Consider the following 18,846-nt stretch of genomic DNA (forward strand, 5'->3'; position numbering starts at 1 on the left):
AACCACCAGTAAAAAAGAAATAGCTGCCTAACCACTAGGTAGCTCTACTACGTGTCCACGATTTGCGGGCAACCCCAACTACACGGTGGTCATCGCGGATCTTCACGCGGAGCGCATCAAGGAAGATTACTGGGTAGAACCAGTCGAGCTGACGGTTCTACCCGGATCATGACCTCGTCTAAGAGACGCATCGGTAATCGTGCTGATCGTATCCGGGCTCATATCCATCCCCAGGGTGGACCGAAAATGGTGCTGAATATCACGCACTGTCATCCCACCGGCGTACAGCGAGATGATCATGTCGTCGAGATCTGTCAGCCGGCGTGCGCCCCGGGGCACCATCCGGGGAGTAAACGTGCCAGAACGATCCCTGGGCACGGTCACTCCCAACGCGCCGTACCCAGAGTTAACCGTCTTGGTGTACGACCCGTTGCGGTGGTTACTACCCTGTGGTGGTTCAACCTGGGACTTCATCGTCCGGCCGGAATGACCCTAGACCAAATGGGCATCCATTTCCGCCTGCAGACCAGCGTTAATCGATGCCTGCAACAGGCCTTTAACCAGGTCGCTGGCGTCATCGGTGGACCTCGACAACTCGCCAATCAGCTTGACGAGCTTAAGGATTTTCCATCAGCTTCTCGCGGATCTCGTTGACCTTGTCCTGGTCATGGTTTTTCTTCGTTGTCGCCGTTGCCATTATCGGTGAAACTCCTTCCGGATCAGAGCCTCACACACAAACTTCCTGGCACCCTCCTATTTCCGGGGCCCATCATCAGCAAGCGTTACACCACACTAAAAGACGCAACCGGTGATTATGAAACTAGGTTCGCTTCTTGATTCGCTCTCGATACTGTCCAGAGTAGAACCAGTAACTCAACTAAGAACGCAACTGCTGGAATTGTGTAAACCCATGTACTGGCGAGGGTGCCGGATTCCTGAACAAATGGTAGCGCAACCAGTGAAGTAACGAAACCAATCGCACCCACAAGTCCCGTAGCATTCAGATACGGCACGGCGGCTTTGTGGCCCGCGATCCAAGCCTCGTCCGATACAAGAGTCGACTTCGTTCGTATTCCGATGGCATCGTTTCGTTCCAAATCTCCCGCTTTTGCAAATCTTGACATGCCGTACGAGACGATGGCCAAGAGCAGTACTCCGCCCATCAATGAAATGTAGCCAAACATTTTTCTCTCTCCTGTTCCAATTTGTTCGCCTTCCTCCTGGTATGGCGATCCTTCAAAAGCAAAGGGATTTTGCTAATCGTAAGAGCACCTTCTCCACCCAAAGTTTTGAGCGAGACGTGCTGATCAGCTTCAAGGGCTGTTCGTCGATAGCGACTGGTACATTTCCTGACTGGCGAGTTTTCGCCGACCGATAAACGCAACCGCCAGTCATACTAGCAGTTTATCTAGTTCACGGTCACGGCTTTTGCCTGGTCAAGTCCTGTGTAGTGGTGTAGCCGTTTTGCTTTCGGCTCGGTATGAAGTTCGGGGGTCAGGCCCTTCTGTGGGGTTGTTTGACCACACCTTCGTCCAGACTGGTTTCGGTGCTGCGGTAAACGCCACAACCTCATCGAGTGATTCCTCCACATAGGCCGCAACGTGAGGGAATTTCGGCTCCACTAGGTCGACAACCTCGTGGGCTTGAGCCCAGGTGGACTGGGCATCTGGTTGCTGAAAGATTGTCTGGAACATCGCAGAGACCATCGGCCACTGCATTTTCGGAACCTTTTCGTAGAGGTTCTTCGCGAAATGGGTGCGGCACCGCCGCAACGACGCATTGGGCAACACTTCGGAAATGGCGTGCTGGATGCCTTCGTGGGCATCACTGGTGACCAAGTAGACACCACGAAGTCCACGGGCTTTTAAATCGTGGAAGAAGCCTGTCCACGACGCGTTAGATTCCGCGGTGGCAACATGCATGCCAAACATTTCGCGGTACCCGTCGGCGTTGACTCCGGTGGCAAGCAGTACTTGAGCATGTGACTACCCGGCCGCCTTCACAGACTTTGATCGTAAACGCATCGCACGACAGGTAGGCATATCCGCCGGGATCGAGCGGGCGGTTTTTGATATCGGCGACCATCACGTCGAGTTCTTCCGACATGCGTGAAACTTGGGATTTCGACATGTTGGCAATGCCTCGTGTTGCTACCAGATCATTCATCCTGCGGGTCGAGACGCCTTTAAGGTAGCAGGTTGCAATCACGGTCGATAAGGCTCGTTCCGTGCGCGTACGGCGCTCGAGCAGCCAGTCCGGGAAGAACGCGCCGTAGCGCAGTTTCGGTACTGCCACATCAATAGTGCCGACACGGGTGTCAAAGTCGCGGTGGCAGTACCCCTTTGCGGTGGTTGACCCGTTCGGTGGAGGCGACACCCTATTTCGGCGCCGCAGACGGTGTCAGCCTGGGCGGAGAGGATCTGGTTGATAAAACCTTGCAGCATCTGGCGCATCACATCCGGAGAAGCTTCGGCGAGCAGATCATCCAAATTAGGTTGCCGGGTCGATAGAATGCGGTGCAGCGGTCATCGTCGTGTGCCTTTCGGTGAGATGTGGTAGTTGAGTCGAAAGGTTAACTGACGGTGACCGCCCCACTATTTCCGGGGCCCACCATCAGCAGGCGTTACACCACTCTAAATGACGCAACCGACTGTTTTCCTTGGGGGTGGGAAGCTGGTAGCTGGATTGGCTGAGTCTCGATGGTAATTCTAGGTAAACCACAGATGAATTACCAGCAATTTTTTAACTGCAAAGTAAACTACGGATTAATCTTTAACTACTTTCTGAAATAGGGTAGCAGTATCATGGATTAGAGGGTACGAATAGTACGTGGCAGGGTCGAAAGTAGGTGACCATGTCTTTTTATGAACTTCAGGAAATTTCGTGCACTGTTCCAGAGTTTGGGGCTGAAGCTGACGGAAGCGCATCGATGACTACATGCGGTCCTGTGTGTGAATCCCGCTGGAGCACTGCGTTCTGCAGAAATTATAAATAGTGAATCGACGTGTAAAGACCGGGGGCGGATTAAGCTCACCTCGGTCTTTACCTTCGTCAGGGAGATTATTGTTAAGTGGTTTGACTCGGTCGGCGGCCCCAGAAATCTTTACGATTAAATAAAACTCGTATGTGGAAAGCATGGATAAAACCTATTTAGTATTTGTAAAAGAACGTGTTTTATGGCGCTGCTTTTTCGGGTGGCGAAATGAAAAGATTGTCAATTATCTATGCCCTGACATTGGGCCGTCGTGGGATCATTCTGGATGAGCCGACGAACGGTTTAAACGATGAAATTGTCGAACGCTTCTTGACAACGCTACGTGAATATCGCAGCACCCGTACTTGGGTAATTGTCACTCACGATAAACGTGTTCGTGCAATTGCCGATAATGTTTTGGTGCTCGGGTAGCGTACGCCCTCTAACAACATAGGAATTGTGATGGTTGCAATAGTTTGGAATGAAATCTCTTTTCGATACTCGAAATATGGGCCATATATTCTGCGGGATGCCGCGCTGTCGTTGTCACGGCCTGGCATCTACGAGGTCCGGGGTCCATCGGGAAGCGGTAAATCCACGGTTCTGGACCTGTTAGCCGGCCTGCGCTCGCCCAGTGAAGGCAGGGTAACCATCGACGGTAAACAGGTCGGAAAGGGCGCTGCCAAGCAGCTAACTTCGTGGCGCGCCGCGCACGTCGGGTACGCCCCTCAGGCACCGACCCTCCTGCCTAGCCTCAACTGCCGGGAGAACCTCGAGCTGGCAGTTCACGTGGCCGGACGGGGCCTCGACGCCCAGGGCAGGGAAGAGCTGCTTGGCACGTTGGGCATGCAGCCTTTCGCAGAAGCCCTGCCGGCAGAGTTGTCCGGGGGTCAGCGCCAGCGCGTTGCAGTGGCCCAGGCACTAGCTTCTCAACCGGACCTGGTGCTCATGGATGAGCCCGTCAGTGCGCTTGATGGCGCGAATATCACCGTGGTCGAGGATTTGCTGCGCCAGTCGGCGAAGCGGGGAGCCGTAGTGGTCTATTGCTCCCACCGCGAGCTTTTCGACGGGCAGGCAGAAACGCTGCTGCAGATGGGGGGCATAGCTCATGAAGACCATGACTCCCACCGCCGCCTACCGGAGAGAGCTGTTGGTGACGGCGCGCCCCTTCATCGGGGGAATCGTACTGGCTGCGGTAGTAATAGGCACGCTCGTCGGCACCATCCTTTACGTCGCATTCTCGACTGGCGGAAGCAGCGACTTCAAGGCCGGCGTGACGAATATGAGCCTGATCGCGATCATCCCGGCATTCGCCGGGGTCCGGTTGGCGCATCAGAATTTTATCGCTGACCACCGAAATACCGTGCACGCGCTGCGGATTCTCGGCATAGGCAGGGCGTTTTTCACCCGGCACCTGCTGCTGCAAGGGGCGTGCCTGGCGCTTCTGGCAAGCGTTTCGGCGGTCGTGTTGGGACGGGTGTTGGCGACGCCGCTTTTCAAGGTGATTCTGCTAGGGCTCAACAAGCAGCTGCCAGATCGCTGGGGCTCGCCCATTGACGTTGCCTGGTCGTCACTGCTGGTCTTAGTCCCCCTGTACCTCCTCGGCGTGGGGATTCTCAACGTCGACAAGGTGCTGGCCAAAACCGGGGATCGGGAAGCGGCGACAGTAGGTAAGTCCAAGTCCTTGGTGGGGCTGGTTGGCCTACTACTCGCAGTGGTCAATATTGCCGCGGGTATCTGGTGCATGGTGACGACTCCGCCGGGACCTGTCGTGTTGATATTAGTCTTCACCTTGCCGTTCCTCGCTGTCGCACTTGCAGGCCCCTTCGCCCGGGCGCTAGCTCGCTGGGCAGCCGCGGCGATCAAAAAGGTGAGCGGATGGTCGGCACCCGCGCTAGGCATCCGCTCCTCCGAAACCGTCGGGACGACCTCGAGGGTGGGGCTTGCTACCGCGCTCGTGGCCATTCCGCTGGCAGGCTTCACAGGTGCACAGACCTCGTTATGGGCGGCAAATTACGTAGGCTCCCAGAATTTCCAAGCGGGCCCAGTCGTCGTTGGCCAAGATTTTCGCCTGCTGGAAGCACAGGAAGCAGACGGTGTATGCGAGGAGATCGGCGACGACTGCCGTGGGGTGGTCTACTGGCAGCCTTCGGACTTCGAAGCCGCGGGGGAGACCTCCGTACCGATGGAGAAGGCGTCTGACTATTCTCTGGCAGGATCGAATGACCACGTGATAGGGCAGCTACTCTCGCCCGCGGCGCCGGTGAAAGCCCACAGCCCCTTCTACCCAGACTTCATGGTGCCGTTCTCCGGTATCTCTAGCGAGTCTCCGGTCAAACCGGAATGGGGGCTTCCCGTGGTCGCAGAATCGGCTAGCGCACCGGATCATCTCCGGGTGGAGTCCGCGCAGGATTGGGTACGGCACGTGGATATGGATAGCCAGATCATGTACGGGCCCCACGGCGACGGAACCGCCGGCTTCGTCCCCACCGCGGCCTACACTCTGCTGGCGATCTGTCTGGTCCTCGCGGTCTCTGTGATGGGCAAGCGGGCCAATCTGCACGCGTTCTTCTCACCACTGCGTCTTCTGGGCCGTACCCAAGGCGCGATCCAGCGAGCAGAGTTCTGGGCAATCCTCTTTCCGTACTGCGTTGCCATGCTGACAGCGCTCCTAGTGGGCATCTGGTACACGGTCGCCGTCCATGTCGCGGTCTCGGGGTACCCGGGGGCGCTGCTGCCTTACCTTCCCCCAGGGCTATGGGTGCTCTTTGTCCTCGTCTTCTTAGGTACGAGCGCGACTGCCTTCTTGCCAACCCCAGACAAGGACGAGCGTGGTGCAGAAGCGCCCTAGACACTGGCGTGCCGGCGCCTAAAGATGCAAAAATCCCGCCGCGTGGGCGGGATTTCCTTGCTAATTACTGCAGATTACAGGCTGCAGCTTTAGGACCTTTTACTCGGCGTCCAAATCCTGCTCGATGAGGGAAGCGATCTTCTCGACGGCTTCGGAGTTCTCGGAGGTGACGGTGACCTCGTCGCCCTGCTCGGCGCCCAGGGCCATGATCATCAGGGACGAGGCGGCATCGGTCTCGTCGTCATCGTCTTCGCCCACGAGGTTGAGGAAGATGTCCTCGTCGAACTCGCCAGCGGCGTCAGCGATGATGGAAGCCGGGCGGGCGTGCAGGCCCACGGAGGAACCTACCTTGACGGTCTTGGAAGCCATGATTAATCAATCCTTTCATCGGTTGTTTTCTGCCCCAGTCTACGGCGCCCTAGTACCGCGTGCCACGCCCCGCGCCGGTGTGCGCGCGACTGTGACGGAAGCGGTAGCGCCGCGGGGTGTGCTTTAAGCCGCGGCGGGCTCGGCCTGGGCGGCGGCGTCCTTCGCGGCGGCCTCACGCACAGCCTTGTTCGGCCAGAACTGCTTGAGCGCCAGCACGCAGATGGTGGAGACCACCACGCCGGCGATGATCGCCAGGAAGTAGCTGCCCACCGGGGAGATGGCGAACGGCACGAAGATGCCGCCGTGCGGGGCGCGGGAGGTAACCCCCATGCCCATGGAGATAGCGCCGGTCACGGCTCCGCCGGCCATCATGGCGGGGATGACGCGGAACGGGTCGGCCGCGGCGAACGGGATGGCGCCCTCCGAGACGAAGGACAGGCCCAGCAGCCAGGCGGATTTGCCGTTTTCCTGCTCCGCCGGGGTGAACAGGTTCTTGCGGATGAACGTGGCCAGCGACAGGGCGATGGGCGGAACCATACCGGCTGCCATGACCGCGGCCATGATCTCCATGGAGGCCTGGTCGCCGGTGGACAGGCCGGCGGTGGCAAAGAGGTAGGCCGCCTTGTTGACTGGGCCGCCCAGGTCGAAGCACATCATCAGGCCGAGGATAAGCCCTAGCAGGACCGCCGAGGAACCGGTCATGGAGCGCAGCCAGTTCTGCAGGCCCTCCATGATGCCGGCCAGCGGCGCACCCAGGAGCATGTACATCAGCACGCCGACGACTAGGGTGGCAAACAGCGGGATGATGACCACTGGCATCAGGGAACCCAGCCAGCGCGGGACCTTCCAGCTGCCGATCCACATGGCGACCAAGCCGGCGATGAGGCCGGTGACCAGGCCGCCGATAAAGCCGGCGCCCAGCAGCACGGCGATGGCGCCGCCGGCAAAGCCAGGGGCGATGCCGGGGCGGCCGGCCAGCGCGAAAGCGATATAGCCGGACAGCGCGGCCACGATGAAGCTCATGGCGGCCTGGCCGGTGGCGAACAGGACCGCGCCCAGGTAGAGCATCATCCCGGAGCGCTGGAATTCCATCATCGCCCCGTCGACCTCAACGGTATTGCCCGGCAGGTTGGTCGGGGAGTAGTTGGTGGTAATGGCCTGCCAGCCGTTGGCGACGTCCGCGCCGCCGAAGAGGAAGCCGAGCGCCAGCAGGAGGCCGCCGGCGGCCACGAACGGGACCATGTAGGACACACCGGTCATGATCGCCTGCTGGATGCGCTTGCCCCAGCCCAGCTTGGCGCCTTCCTCGGCCTCGTTGGACTGGGCCGCGGCGGTACCGCTGACCTTGCGGGCGTTCGGGTTCTGCGCGGCCGCCACGGCCTCATCCAGCATGGTGCCGGGCTCGTTGATGGCGCGCTTGACGCCGGACTCGATTACCGGTTTGCCGGCGAAGCGCTCGCGGTCGCGGACCCCGACGTCGGTGGCGAAGATGACGGCATCGGCAGCCTCGATGACGCTGCCGGGAAGCGGCTCCTGGTTGGCGGAGCCCTGGGTCTCCACGTGGAGCTCGATATCGGAGCGGGTATCCGCGTTTTGCGTCAGCGCGTCGGCTGCCATGTAGGTGTGGGCAATACCGGTCGGGCAGGCGGTCACCGCCACGATACGCGTGACCGCGGCACCGGACGCCGACTCCTGCGCACCGGTGGCATCAGTGCCATGAGATGGAGCGGCACCCGTGGCCGCGGCGGCCCCGGCCTGCGCCCCGGCGCTACCGGTAGTATCAGCGGCCTGCTTCTTCGGCTTCTTTTCGGCGTTGACCACGCCGAGCACGGCCTCGACGACCTCTTCCGGGCGCTGAGCGGTGCGCAGGACCTCGAGGAAGTCCGGGCGGACCAGCGCGCGGGCCAGCTTGGACAGGATCTTCAGGTGGGCCTTGCCGCCGCCTTCGGGGGCGGCGATGAGGAAGACCAGGTTCGCGTCGCCGTCCGGGCCGGAGAAGTCGACGCCGTCGGCCAGCCGGGCAAAGGCCAGGGTCGGCTCGGTGACCGCGGCGGAGCGGCAGTGCGGGATGGCGACCTGCCCGGCCACGCCGGTGCGTCCCTTCGACTCGCGTTCGATGGCCGGCTGGGCCAAGCCTTCGACCTCCGTGGCGCGGCCGGTGGCGTGCACCAGCGTGGCCAGCTCGGTGATGACCGAGTCGACGGAATCACCGAAGTGGGCATCAAGGGCCACCAGGTCGGCGGTGATGATTTCAGAAGCCATGAGACAGCTCCATTTCTTTAGGATTTCGGGAAAGGATGTTTAGTTATCAAGTTCGTCGAGCGTGGTGCCCGCCAGGTCGATCTGGTCCGGCCGAGGCAGGGTGGTACCGGCCAGGCCCGCGGCGGCCGTGCCGTAGGCGACGGCCTGGCGGAGCGACTCCGGGCGGCTGGTCCCATTGGTACGCGCCAGCAGGTAACCGGCGAGTGCGGAGTCGCCGGCGCCGACCGTGGAGACGACCTCGGCGGCCGGGGGCGTGGCCACCCAGGCCCCATCCGCGGTCACGAGTACCGCGCCGGCACCGCCCAGGGTCACCAGGATTTCGGCCACTCCGCGCTGCACCACGGAGCGGGCAGCAGCCACGACTCCAGAATAATCGCCGCCCGCGGCCTGCTCCTCGAGGGCGAGTCCGTCTTCGCCGGCGAGCTGGCCGAGCTCGAAGCCGTTGGGCTTGAGCAGGTCCGGTGCGGCCGCCTCCAGGTTACGGGCGATTTCCAGCATCGGCTGGTCAGAGGTGTCTACCGCTATCCGGGTCCGCGGGGAGGCGCTGCGCAGGGCCTTGATGAGCGAGGAATACCAGTCGGTCGGGCAGCCCGGCGGCAGGGAGCCGGCCAGGACCACCCAGTCCGCGTTGGCCGACAGGGCGCCCAGGCGCTGGATGATCTCTTGCTGGACCTCCGGGCCTACCAAGGGGCCGGGGCCGTTGATCTTGGTGGTGTCACCGGCCGGGTCGGTGATCGTCGTGTTCACGCGGATGGTCTGCTCGAGGGGTACCGCCTCGTAGGGCAGGGAGGCCTCCTCAACCAGGGAGAGGAAGAGGTCCGATGGGCCGGCCGGAAACAGCGCAACGGTGGGGTGCTCCGCCAGGTAGGCGGCGTGGGTGACGTTGATCCCTTTGCCGCCGGCGACTTGGGAGACGGACCGGGCGCGGTGGACCAGCCCGGTGGTCAGCGGTTCATCGAGGGACAGGGTCGCGTCGATGCTGGGGTTAGGGGTCAGCGTCAAAATCATAGTGGGTGGGCTTCCTCCGGCGGGCGCTTCGACCATGCGTTCCGCGTTTCACCGCTAGTTGTCCTTAACCGCCGGCGCAGGGCACAGGGCGGGGTGGGACTAGGCGGCGGGTCGCGGCCGAGTGGTCGAGGGGTCAATGTCAACGAGCTGTAACGCGTGACAACGTTTGCAGACGTTTACTTCGTATTGTTGCCCGATTATGCCCGTATGTCAATGGGTATATGTGGTTTTTCGTGGGTCTCGGTAGACTAGGCGGAAAGTTGTTCTCTTGCGGAGGCTGCTAGGGCCACCCCGAGTCTTGTTCTGCGGGGCCGAGGCGGCCCCGGGCCGGCTCCGGAAGAGCTGCAGAATTTGTATCTAGTGAGTACTGGCGAGCCTGAGTAGGATTGCCTTCACAACGCGTATATCGATCTTGTCTACTTAGTCTTTAGACGTAGGGAGAAGTTTTACATGACCAACACCGACAACACTGGCAGCTTGGCGGACACCACGTCGGCGAGCGCTGCGGCTAACGAAGCCGGACAGCGGGGCACCATCGCGGGCACCGGTGTGGTGGCCGGCGTCGCCTACGCTCCCGCGGTGTGGGTACGTCCCCGCCCGCAGCTGCCGCAATCCGGCGAGGCCATCGTCGCAGAAGGCCAGCGCGAGGCCGAGTTTGCGCGCTTCCAACAGGCCGCGGAAACCGTCGCGCAGCGCCTCGAGGGCCGGGCGGCAAGCGCTGAGGGCCACGCGGCGGAGGTCCTGAAGGCCACTGCCTCGATGGCGCGGGACAAGGGCTGGCACAAGACGGTGCGCAAGAACGTGCGCGGCGGCAATGGCGCGGAATACGCGGTCGTCGCCGCCACGGACAAGTTTGTCTCGATGTTCGAATCCGCCGGCGGCGTCATGGCCGAGCGCACGACGGACCTGAAGGACGTGCGCGATCGCGTCATCGCGGAGCTGCGCGGCGAGGACGAGCCGGGCCTGCCCTACGTCGAGGGCGAGGCCGTGCTCCTGGCCGACGACCTGGCGCCGGCGGATACCGCGACGCTGGACATCGACCGGATCAAGGCCCTGGTGACCGAGCTGGGCGGGCCCACCAGCCACACCGCCATCATCGCGCGCCAGCTGGACATCCCGTGCATAGTGGCCACGGGCGCGAAGCTGCGCGAGCTTTCCGCAGGGCAGTGGCTGTTCGTGGACGGTTCCCGCGGGCTGGTCGAGACCGGCGCGGACTCCGAAAGCTCGCGGGCCGCCGTGGCCGAATACCAGGCCAAGGCCGCCAAGATCGCCCAGTGGGAAGGCCCGGCGCAAACCAACGACGGCTACCGCGTGCAGCTGCTGGCCAACGTCGCCGACGGCAACGCCGCGCGGCTGGCGGCCGGCACCCAGGCCGAGGGCGTGGGCCTGTACCGCACCGAGCTGTCCTTCCTCAACGCTTCGGAGGAGCCGAGTGTCGACGAGCAGGCCCAAATTTACGCCAAGGTCTTCAACGCCTTCGGCGACCGCAAGGTCGTCGTGCGCACCCTGGACGCCGGCTCGGACAAGCCTATTAGCTACGCCACCCTCGATGACGAGGAGAACCCGGCGCTCGGCGTGCGCGGCCTGCGTATCGCCCGCGACAACGAGTCGCTGCTGACCCGGCAGTTGGACGCCATCGCCCAGGCCGCCGAGCAGCGCCCGGAAGGCGCGCAGACCTGGGTCATGGCGCCGATGGTGGCTACCGCGAACGAGGCCCGTTGGTTCGCCGGCCTGTGCCGGGAGCGCAACCTGATTCCGGGCGCGATGATTGAGGTCCCCGCCGCCGCCCTGATGGCAGACACCATCATGCCGCACCTCGACTTCGTGTCCATCGGCACGAACGACCTGACCCAGTACACCATGGCCGCGGACCGCCTGTCGCCGCAGCTGGCGTACCTGACCGACCCGTGGCAGCCGGCCGTGCTGCGGCTTATCCAGCACACCTGCGTGGTCGGCGGCGACAACAACGTCCCCGTCGGCGTCTGCGGCGAGGCCGCCGCGGATCCGATGCTCGCCGCGGTGCTCACCGGCCTGGGCGTTAACTCCCTGTCGGCCGCCTCGACCGCCGTTGCCGGCGTGGGCGCGCAGCTAGCCGAGCTGAGCTTTGAGGACTGCCAGAAGATCGCAGCAGCGGCCGTGTCCTGCGAAGGCCCCTCTGAGGCCCGCGAGAAGGTCCGCGAGCTCATCGAGGAATTCTCCCGCCCCGCGGCGGACAACTAAACGCCGCCGAAAAACATCACACCCGGCCCAGGCCCCGCTTTTCAAGTTGCGGGCCTGCGCCGGGTGTTTGGTATGTGGGGGAAGGGAGGGAAAGGCCCTTCTTTAAGCGTCGGCGGTGACGACCGTGATTTCGCGCTCGCGTAGCGCGTCGACGAAGCTTTGCGGTGCCGCCGAGTCCGTGATGACGACGTCGATGTCGGAGATCTTGGCAAAGCTGACCAAATAGTCGTTGCCCAGCTTGGAAGAGTCGCACAGGACAACGACCTTGCGGGCGTTGGTGACGAACGCGGCCTTGATGGCCGCCTCCTGCGCGTCCGCCGTGGACAGGCCGTGGTCCAGGGTCAGGGCGTTGGTGCCGATGAAGGCGACGTCGGCGCGCAGCAGCGCCATGGTGCGCAGGGCGGTGTCACCGACTACCGCCTGGGTAATGCCGCGTACCGTACCGCCCAGCAGCTGGACGTCCTTGATGCCGTTATTAGCCAGGGACAGGGCAATGGGCAAGCTGTTGGACACGATGGACAGCTGGTTGGCCAGCGGGCTGGCGGCGATCAGGTCGCTTAAGGCATTCGTGGTGGTGCCGGCGTCCAAGAAGATGCTGCCTGGGGTCTCGGGGAGGAACTCGAGGGCGGCCTCGGCGATCGCGGACTTTGCCCCCGTGGCCGAGCGCGAGCGCGTGTCGAGGGTGAACTCGGCGGTCTGGAAGGTCTGCGAGGCCACCGCGCCGCCGTGGACGCGGTGCACCACGCCTTCCCGGTCCAAAACGGCCAAGTCGCGGCGAATGGTTTCTGCGGTGACGTTGAATTTGTGGGAGAGTTCCGTGACATTGACGCGTCCCTCGACGGCGGTGAGGGACGCAATCTGCCGACGGCGTTCTTCTGCATACATGGGGGTAGTTCTCCTCGGTCCGTGGGTACGCACGCTGATGGGTTAGCGCACACGGTGAAATGGGTCTACTCAAATTGTCTCAGAAAAACCGCGTGGGCAAACACAAACAGAACAACCCAAGCGCCCGATTCTTGGGCTGCTTGGGTATCTCTTGAGGTAGATCGGACAAACCGGACCCGGGATCACACACACGGCGTGAGATTTTGCATGCCTGATTACCTCAGAAAGGGGGAATAACGCGGGATGTTCCGGGGAATTAAAGCTTGCGCATCACGGAGACGACCTTGCCCATGATTTCTGATTCGTCCCCGTTGATGGGGGAGTAAGCGTCATTGTGCGGCAGCAGCCAGACGCCGGTGGAGTCGCGGTGGAATTCCTTGACGGTTGCCTCCTCGCCGTCCAGTAGGGCCGCGACGAAGTCGCCTTCCTCGGCCGTGGACTGCGAGCGAACGATGACCCAATCCCCGTCGAGGATGCCGGCGTCCCGCATGGAGTCGCCTACGACCTGCAGCATGTAGAGGTCCCCGCCGCCGACGACCTCGTCCGGCATGGGGTAATAGGTGTCGATGTTTTCTTCGGCCGTGATGGGGGTCCCGGCGGCAATGCGCCCGACGACGGGGATGTAGCTGACCTGGCCCGCGTCCGGCGGGGTCTGGGGGAGCTCGGCGGACTTGCTGGCCTTCTCGGCCTTCGCGTCTTCCTTCTCAGTGTTGAGGTGGCGAACGTCGACCGCACGCGGCTTGTTGGGATCGCGCCGCAGGAAGCCCTTTTCCTCCAGCTGCTTGAGCTGATAGGCCACCGAGGAGGTGGACTGGAGGCCGGCCGCGTCACCGATCTCGCGGATGCTCGGCGGGTAGCCGCGCAGGAGCACGGCGTCGTGAATGACCTCGAGGATGCGCCGCTGGCGGGCACTCAAGGAGTCCAGGGTGGGCTTCTGTGAGGATTTGCTGGGTCGGGCCATGGTCTTTAACTCTCCAAGTTGGTTGGCAGGTCGGATAGTCGGTCACAGGCACTGCGGGCCCGCGTAAATTCCTACCTTCATTTCTAGCACGAAAAGTACAAATGTTCGAGATCTTCGACCGCGCGCTAGACAAACTCTGGGAAGCCTGCTATAAATCGAACACAGAACCTAATTCGAACATTCGAACGAAGAAAAGCCGGCGCCATGTCGGGGTCCAGATTTAGACTCGGTGGCACCAAGAAAGGAAAGATTACTATGACTCTCGCATTTGATGACCGCCGTATTGCTAACACCGAACATGCAGCTTACCGCTCCGGCGCCCTCGCGCCTTCCGTGGTCCCCGCGGCCGCGGTGTGGGAGCCTTCCGCCCCCTTTTCCGGAAACCGCAACCCCAACGCCGGCTGGCCGGGAGGCGGGCCGGCCGGCACGAGTGAGCGTTATTCTCGAACCCTCACGCTAGATAATCGAACAGACCGTCGTTCGCAGCCCGCGTTGAGTGCCGAGGATTTCGCAGGGCAGCCGCGCGGCGCCGTTACTGAGCAGGCGCGCCAGAAGGGCAACTACGCGCTCGGTGCTGTGTTCGGATTCGCCGTCTTCCTGGGCACGTTGGCGGCGGGCATGGGCCTGGTCGACGGCACGGATGCGGCCGGTTCCCTGGGCACGACGGACAGCGCCGTGACCCAGCAGGCGACCCTGAACTAGTAGGCGGGCTCGCCCGGCCGGTTGAGGCGCGCTCCGGCGCAGTAGACTGGTAGCGCATCCGCTTTATCTGCGGTGGCGGATTGAGCCGGAAAGCTAGAAAGATACGGGGAGCGAGCCACATTGTATTGCCCATTTTGTCACCACGAGCAGTCACGCGTTATTGATTCCCGCGTCGTTGACGCGGGTGCGTCCATCCGCCGCCGGCGCGAGTGTTCTTCGTGCCGGGGCCGTTTCACCACGGTCGAAAAGGCGGTGCTGTCCGTGGTTAAGCGCAACGGGCTGTCCGAGCCCTTCAGCCGCGACAAGCTGATCCGCGGCGTGCGCCGCGCCTGCCAGGGCCGCGACGTCTCAGACGACGCGCTCAAGCGCCTAGCCCAGGAGGTGGAGGAGACCGTGCGCAGCCACGGCAGCTCCCAGATCAACGCCAACGATATTGGCCTTGCCATCCTCGACCCGCTGCGCGACCTCGATGAGGTGGCGTACCTGCGCTTTGCCTCCGTGTATAAGTCCTTCGACAGCGCGGACGATTTCGAGTCGGAGATCCGCCTGATGAAGCGCCGCGACCGCAGCAGTTTTTAGGCTCCCGCTGCCGCGCTAGGCTAGCTTATCGACCGCCTTTTGGATGCGCCGCAGGGACACCGCGTGCGCGGTGCCGAGGCGCTGGGCGAACAGGGAGACCCGGAGTTCCTCGATCATCCAGTAGATCTCGCGCACCGCCTTGGTCTTGGAGCGGCCGGCCGGCAGGGAACGCAGGCGATTGTTGAGGTAGGCCTTGGCCTCTTCGACCTCGGCCTGGCGGTCCGCGTCCTTGTCCGGATCCAGGTTCATCTCCTCCAAGCGGATGCGCACGGCCTGCAGGTAGCGCGGCAGGTGCCGCAGGTGCTCGATGCCGTTTTTCGTGATCGCCTGCGGGGGAAGCAGGAAATCCAGCTGGGCGCGAATGTCGTCAATGGCCGGGCCGGTCCACTTGTTGAGCTCGTGGGTGACGCGGCCGTATTCGACCAGGCCCGGGGCGATGGCGACGACCATCTGCCGCACGCGCCCGGGAACCGCCGGGGCAACCTTTTTGCGCAGCTGGTCGAATTCCTCCGGGGAGCGCACCGGGCCGCCGGCCTCCAGCATGAGATCGCGGATGGCGGCCACGCGGGCGTCGGAGACCAGGCCCTCGGCGCCGCCGTGCGGGTAGTTGTCGATGGCCACGCGTTGCTGCAAGGGCAGGCCCTTGACCATGGGGCGCGGGTTGACGGTGATCTCGCGCATGAGCAAGGTCAGCGTCGTGGTCAGCATGGCGGCATCGGCCGCGGCCTTGGTGGGGTGGACCTTGACCTCGACTCCGTCCTTCGTGGCGACCAGCGCCGGGTAGGCGGTGACCTCGTGGCCGTCCACCGTGGTGCGGATCTCGTCGTCGATGTCGCCCAGGTTATCGGCGCGCCATTCCTTTACCGCGGGTGAGGAGGAGGTGCGGCTGGCCTTGGCCACGGAGGAGCGGATGGAGCCGGCCTGGCGGTGCACCAGCGCGGAAAGATCGCGGTCGGAGTCGATGACCTTGCCCCGCTTATCGATGGCCGCGTAGTTCATGCAGAGGTGGTCGGGCAGCGTCTGCGGGCGGAAATCCACGGCGTTGATGCCTTGGCCGCCGAGCTCGCGCAGGACATCGGCGAGCTGCTCCGTGATCGGGCTCGCGTAGGGGACCAGCTTGTCCAGGGCGCGCTCCGCGAACTCCGGGGCGGGCACCACCGTGCGCCGCAGGGCCTTCGGCAGGCTGCGGATGAGCTCGGTGACCAGCTCTAAGCGCAGGCCCGGCACCAGCCAATCGAAGCCGGTCGTGTCCAGGCCGGCCAGCATGGGCACCGGCACCTGGATGGTCACGCCGTCCATGGGATCGCCGGGGCTGAAGTGGTACGACAGGTCCAGCTCCACGTCGCCGGCGCGCCAGGTATCGGGGAAGTCCTCCTCGGTCACGCGGTTATCGTCGTCATTGACCAGCGCTTTCGGATCGAAGTCCAGCAGCGCGGGGTGGGCGCGGTGCTCCTTCTTCCACCAGGAGTCGAAGTACTTGCCGCTGGTGATATTGGCGGGCAGGCGCTCGTCGTAGAAGGCAAAGAGGGCGTCCTCGTCCGCTACCAGGCCGCGGCGGCGGGCTTTGTCCTCGTACTCGGCCGCCTTGTCGAGCTTGGCGACGTTGTCGTGGAAGAAGGAATGGTGGGTATTCCACTCGCCGCCGATGAGCGCGTGCCGGATGAACAGGTCCCGGGCCGCGGCCTGGTCGACGCGGTGGTAGGGCACCGAGCGGTCGTGGACCACCGGCACGCCGTAGAGCGTCGATTTCTGCTTGACCATCGCCGTGGCCCGCTTGGTGGACCAGACCGGGTCGGAATAGCTGTGCTTGAGCAGTCCGGAGGCCAAGCGCTCGACCCAGGCGGGATCGATCTGGGCGACATCGCGCGCCCACAGCCGGGAGGTCTCCACCAGCTCGGCGGCCATGACGAACTCCGGCGGCTTCTTCGCCAGCGCGGAGCCGGGGAAGACCATAAAACGCGTGTTGCGGGCGCCGTGGAACTCCTTGGAGTTGCCGTCGCGGGCGCCGATATTGGACAGCAAGCCGGACAGCAGCGCCTGGTGGATGGCGTTATCGGCCCGCTTGCCGGATTCCTGCGCGGTCCACTTGAGCTGCTTGGCTACCTCGCGCAGCTGGCGCACCAGGTCGAACCACTCGCGGATGCGCATGTAGTGCAGGTATTCCGCCTTCATCTGTTTGCGGAAGGCGTTGCCGGACTTTTCGTTGCGGGAGTCTTTGATGTAGTCCCACAGCTTGAGCTGGCTTAAGAAATCCGAGGTCTTGTCCTTGAACCGCGCGTGCGCCTGGTCGGCCTGGGCCTGCTTTTCTAAGGGGCGCTCGCGGACGTCCTGGATGGTCATGGCCGCCACGATGATGATGACATCGTGCAGGCAGCCCAGCTTGTGGGCCTCCACTAGCATCCGGGCCATGCGCGGATCCACCGGGATGCGCGCCAGCGTGGCGCCGGTCTTGGTCAGCGTGGGCAGTCCGTTGTCGTCGGCCGTGCCCAAGGCGCCGAGTTCGTTGAGCAGGGCGATACCGTCGCGCACTGCCTTGTCCGCCGGCGGCTGCACGAAGGGGAAGCGGGAGATATCGCCCAGCCGCAGGGAAATCATCTGCAGGATGACGCTGGCCAGGTTGGTGCGCAGGATCTCCGGGTCCGTGAACTCCGGCCGGGAGAGGAAGTCCTGCTCCGAGTACAAGCGGATGGCGATACCGTCGGCCACACGCCCGCAGCGTCCGGAGCGTTGGTTTGCGCTGGCCTGCGAGATGGGCTCGATGGGCAGGCGCTGGACCTTGGTGCGCGTGGAGTAGCGCGAGATACGCGCGGTGCCGGTGTCCACGACGTAGCGGATGCCGGGCACCGTCAGGGAGGTCTCCGCGATGTTGGTGGACAGCACGATGCGCCGGCCCGAGTGCGGGCTAAAGACCCGGTGCTGCTCCTGGTTGGACAGGCGGCCGAAGAGGGGAACGACCTCCACGCCCTTCCACTTCTTGGCCTCGATGACCTCCATGGCGTCGCGGATGTCGCGCTCGCCGGGGAAAAAGCACAAAATATCGCCGTCGCCTTCGGCCATGAGCTCGGTCAGGGCCTCGATGAGCCCGTCCAGCGGATCCTGGTCGATTACCTTGCCGCCGGCCTCGAATTCCAGGGGCCGGTAGCGGATCTCGACGGGGTAGGTGCGGCCGGAGACCTCGATGATGGGCGCGGGGCCCTCCGAGCTGGCGAAGTGTTGGGCGAAACGCTCCGGATCGATGGTCGCCGAGGTAATGATCACCTTCAGGTCCGGGCGCTTGGGCAGCAGCCGCTTGAGGTAGCCCAGAAGGAAGTCGATATTCAGCGAGCGCTCGTGGGCCTCGTCGATGATGATGGTGTCGTAGGCGTTGAGGAAGCGATCGCGCTGCATCTCTGCCAGCAGGATGCCGTCCGTCATGAGCTTGACGGCGGTGGACTTGGAGACCTGGTCGTCGAAGCGGATGGCGTAGCCGACGGTTTGCCCGATCTTCTGTCCCAGCTCATCGGCGATCCGCTCGGCCACCGTGCGGGCCGCCAGGCGCCGCGGCTGCGTGTGGCCGATGAGTCCGCGGCGGCCGCGGCCCAGCTCGAGGCAGATCTTCGGGATCTGGGTGGTCTTGCCGGAGCCGGTCTCGCCGGCGATGATGACCACCTGGTTGTTGTCGATTGCCTCCGCGATGTCGTCCTTGCGGGCGCTAACCGGCAGGCTATCCGGGTAGACGATTTCCGGCACCAGGCGGTCGATGCTGCGCACGCGTTCTTCGGCGGCGTCGATGTCGGCGGAGATCGCCGACAACGCGTGCGGGGAGCGCGCCTTTTTCAGGCGGCGCCGGAACGAGCGCTCGTCGGCGCTGCGCACGTTAGTCAACCGGGCGTAAAGATCGTCGCGGCTGGGCGCAGCGGGAGAGTTGTCGCGCGCCTCGCGGGGTTCTTGCGGGTCCTTGTGTGTATTAGCCATTGTCGCAGCTAATTCTACTCATGGCGCCGGGCTAGGGCTCAAACCGGTAACTATTGGGACACTCTTTCGGGACAGGTCGAA

13 protein-coding genes and 3 pseudogenes are annotated in these 18,846 nt (G+C 63.3%); 6 read left to right on the forward strand and 10 right to left on the reverse strand.

Features of this window, described 5'->3' with window-relative positions; translation table 11 throughout:
• Positions 1-76: 76 nt before the first annotated feature.
• The 3 genes and pseudogenes from QQS53_RS08710 to QQS53_RS08720 form a co-directional block, all read right to left on the reverse strand.
• A pseudogene (locus QQS53_RS08710) lies at positions 77-697 on the reverse strand (transposase); the annotation flags it as partial.
• 115 nt (positions 698-812) lie between these two features.
• Positions 813-1,184, reverse strand: a complete 372-nt coding sequence (locus QQS53_RS08715) for an SdpI family protein (protein ID WP_472775473.1) — start codon at positions 1,182-1,184, stop codon at positions 813-815.
• A 318-nt stretch (positions 1,185-1,502) separates the two neighbouring features.
• Positions 1,503-2,529, reverse strand: a pseudogene (locus QQS53_RS08720) (IS256 family transposase); the annotation flags it as partial.
• Positions 2,530-3,169: 640 nt separating this feature from the next.
• Between QQS53_RS08720 and QQS53_RS08725 the strand changes: the two are divergent.
• Both QQS53_RS08725 and QQS53_RS08730 read left to right on the forward strand, forming a co-directional pair.
• Positions 3,170-3,406 carry a hypothetical protein gene (locus QQS53_RS08725; RefSeq protein WP_472775474.1) on the forward strand — a complete coding sequence of 79 codons (237 nt, stop codon included), beginning with the start codon at positions 3,170-3,172 and terminating at the stop codon, positions 3,404-3,406.
• 30 nt (positions 3,407-3,436) lie between these two features.
• Positions 3,437-3,877 (forward strand): annotated as a pseudogene (locus QQS53_RS08730) (ATP-binding cassette domain-containing protein); the annotation flags it as partial.
• A gap of 18 nt (positions 3,878-3,895) precedes the next feature.
• Here the strand turns inward: QQS53_RS08730 and QQS53_RS08735 are convergent.
• The gene (locus QQS53_RS08735; protein ID WP_472775698.1) at positions 3,896-4,084 is read right to left on the reverse strand and encodes a hypothetical protein; all 189 of its coding nucleotides are present in this window, start codon (positions 4,082-4,084) and stop codon (positions 3,896-3,898) included.
• Between QQS53_RS08735 and QQS53_RS08740 the strand changes: the two genes are divergently transcribed.
• Entirely contained in the window at positions 4,083-5,825 is a 1,743-nt protein-coding gene (locus QQS53_RS08740; RefSeq protein ID WP_472775475.1) for an FtsX-like permease family protein, read from the forward strand. The two genes, QQS53_RS08735 and QQS53_RS08740, sit on opposite strands and share 2 nt — an antisense overlap.
• Positions 5,826-5,924: 99 nt before the next feature.
• On the opposite strand, the gene QQS53_RS08745 is transcribed toward QQS53_RS08740, so the two are convergent.
• The 3 genes from QQS53_RS08745 to QQS53_RS08755 form a co-directional block, all read right to left on the reverse strand.
• The gene (locus QQS53_RS08745; RefSeq protein WP_070768454.1) at positions 5,925-6,194 is read right to left on the reverse strand and encodes an HPr family phosphocarrier protein; all 270 of its coding nucleotides are present in this window, start codon (positions 6,192-6,194) and stop codon (positions 5,925-5,927) included.
• 123 nt (positions 6,195-6,317) lie between these two features.
• A complete protein-coding gene (locus tag QQS53_RS08750; protein ID WP_472775476.1) occupies positions 6,318-8,456 on the reverse strand; it encodes a PTS fructose transporter subunit IIABC in 2,139 nt (712 codons plus the stop codon).
• Between the two features lie 39 nt (positions 8,457-8,495).
• A complete protein-coding gene (locus tag QQS53_RS08755; protein ID WP_472775477.1) occupies positions 8,496-9,464 on the reverse strand; it encodes a 1-phosphofructokinase family hexose kinase in 969 nt (322 codons plus the stop codon).
• A 450-nt stretch (positions 9,465-9,914) separates the two neighbouring features.
• Here QQS53_RS08755 and ptsP point away from each other — a divergent pair, with 450 nt between their 5' ends.
• On the forward strand, positions 9,915-11,684 hold the full coding sequence (ptsP, locus tag QQS53_RS08760; protein WP_472775478.1) for a phosphoenolpyruvate--protein phosphotransferase: 1,770 nt from the start codon (positions 9,915-9,917) through the stop codon (positions 11,682-11,684).
• 102 nt (positions 11,685-11,786) lie between these two features.
• On the opposite strand, the gene QQS53_RS08765 is transcribed toward ptsP, so the two are convergent.
• Positions 11,787-12,569, reverse strand: coding sequence for a DeoR/GlpR family DNA-binding transcription regulator (locus QQS53_RS08765; protein ID WP_472775479.1), 783 nt, complete (start codon positions 12,567-12,569; stop codon positions 11,787-11,789).
• Positions 12,570-12,825: 256 nt separating this feature from the next.
• Positions 12,826-13,530 (reverse strand): transcriptional repressor LexA, encoded by a 705-nt coding sequence (lexA, locus tag QQS53_RS08770; protein ID WP_296204643.1) that lies wholly within the window; start codon positions 13,528-13,530, stop codon positions 12,826-12,828.
• Positions 13,531-13,785: 255 nt separating this feature from the next.
• Between lexA and QQS53_RS08775 the strand changes: the two genes are divergently transcribed.
• A complete protein-coding gene (locus tag QQS53_RS08775) occupies positions 13,786-14,232 on the forward strand; it encodes a hypothetical protein (protein ID WP_472775480.1) in 447 nt (148 codons plus the stop codon).
• A 120-nt stretch (positions 14,233-14,352) separates the two neighbouring features.
• On the forward strand, positions 14,353-14,811 hold the full coding sequence (gene nrdR / locus QQS53_RS08780; RefSeq protein ID WP_296204647.1) for a transcriptional regulator NrdR: 459 nt from the start codon (positions 14,353-14,355) through the stop codon (positions 14,809-14,811).
• A gap of 15 nt (positions 14,812-14,826) precedes the next feature.
• On the opposite strand, the gene hrpA is transcribed toward nrdR, so the two are convergent.
• Positions 14,827-18,765 (reverse strand): ATP-dependent RNA helicase HrpA, encoded by a 3,939-nt coding sequence (hrpA, locus tag QQS53_RS08785; protein WP_472775481.1) that lies wholly within the window; start codon positions 18,763-18,765, stop codon positions 14,827-14,829.
• Between the last annotated feature and the right edge of the window lie 81 nt (positions 18,766-18,846).

This window comes from Corynebacterium sp. 2571A (assembly GCF_055700935.1).

Excerpts from the sequence above, each read along its gene's own strand:
- QQS53_RS08775 (WP_472775480.1), top strand. The coding sequence starts at position 13,786 with ATGACTCTCGCATTTGATGACCGCCGTATTGCTAACACCGAACATGCA.
- QQS53_RS08715 (WP_472775473.1), bottom strand. The coding sequence starts at position 1,184 with ATGTTTGGCTACATTTCATTGATGGGCGGAGTACTGCTCTTGGCCATC.
- QQS53_RS08750 (WP_472775476.1), bottom strand. The coding sequence starts at position 8,456 with ATGGCTTCTGAAATCATCACCGCCGACCTGGTGGCCCTTGATGCCCAC.
- ptsP (WP_472775478.1), top strand. The coding sequence starts at position 9,915 with ATGACCAACACCGACAACACTGGCAGCTTGGCGGACACCACGTCGGCG.
- hrpA (WP_472775481.1), bottom strand. The coding sequence starts at position 18,765 with ATGGCTAATACACACAAGGACCCGCAAGAACCCCGCGAGGCGCGCGAC.
- QQS53_RS08740 (WP_472775475.1), top strand. The coding sequence starts at position 4,083 with ATGAAGACCATGACTCCCACCGCCGCCTACCGGAGAGAGCTGTTGGTG.
- QQS53_RS08755 (WP_472775477.1), bottom strand. The coding sequence starts at position 9,464 with ATGATTTTGACGCTGACCCCTAACCCCAGCATCGACGCGACCCTGTCC.
- QQS53_RS08745 (WP_070768454.1), bottom strand. The coding sequence starts at position 6,194 with ATGGCTTCCAAGACCGTCAAGGTAGGTTCCTCCGTGGGCCTGCACGCC.
- QQS53_RS08735 (WP_472775698.1), bottom strand. The coding sequence starts at position 4,084 with ATGAGCTATGCCCCCCATCTGCAGCAGCGTTTCTGCCTGCCCGTCGAA.
- lexA (WP_296204643.1), bottom strand. The coding sequence starts at position 13,530 with ATGGCCCGACCCAGCAAATCCTCACAGAAGCCCACCCTGGACTCCTTG.
- QQS53_RS08765 (WP_472775479.1), bottom strand. The coding sequence starts at position 12,569 with ATGTATGCAGAAGAACGCCGTCGGCAGATTGCGTCCCTCACCGCCGTC.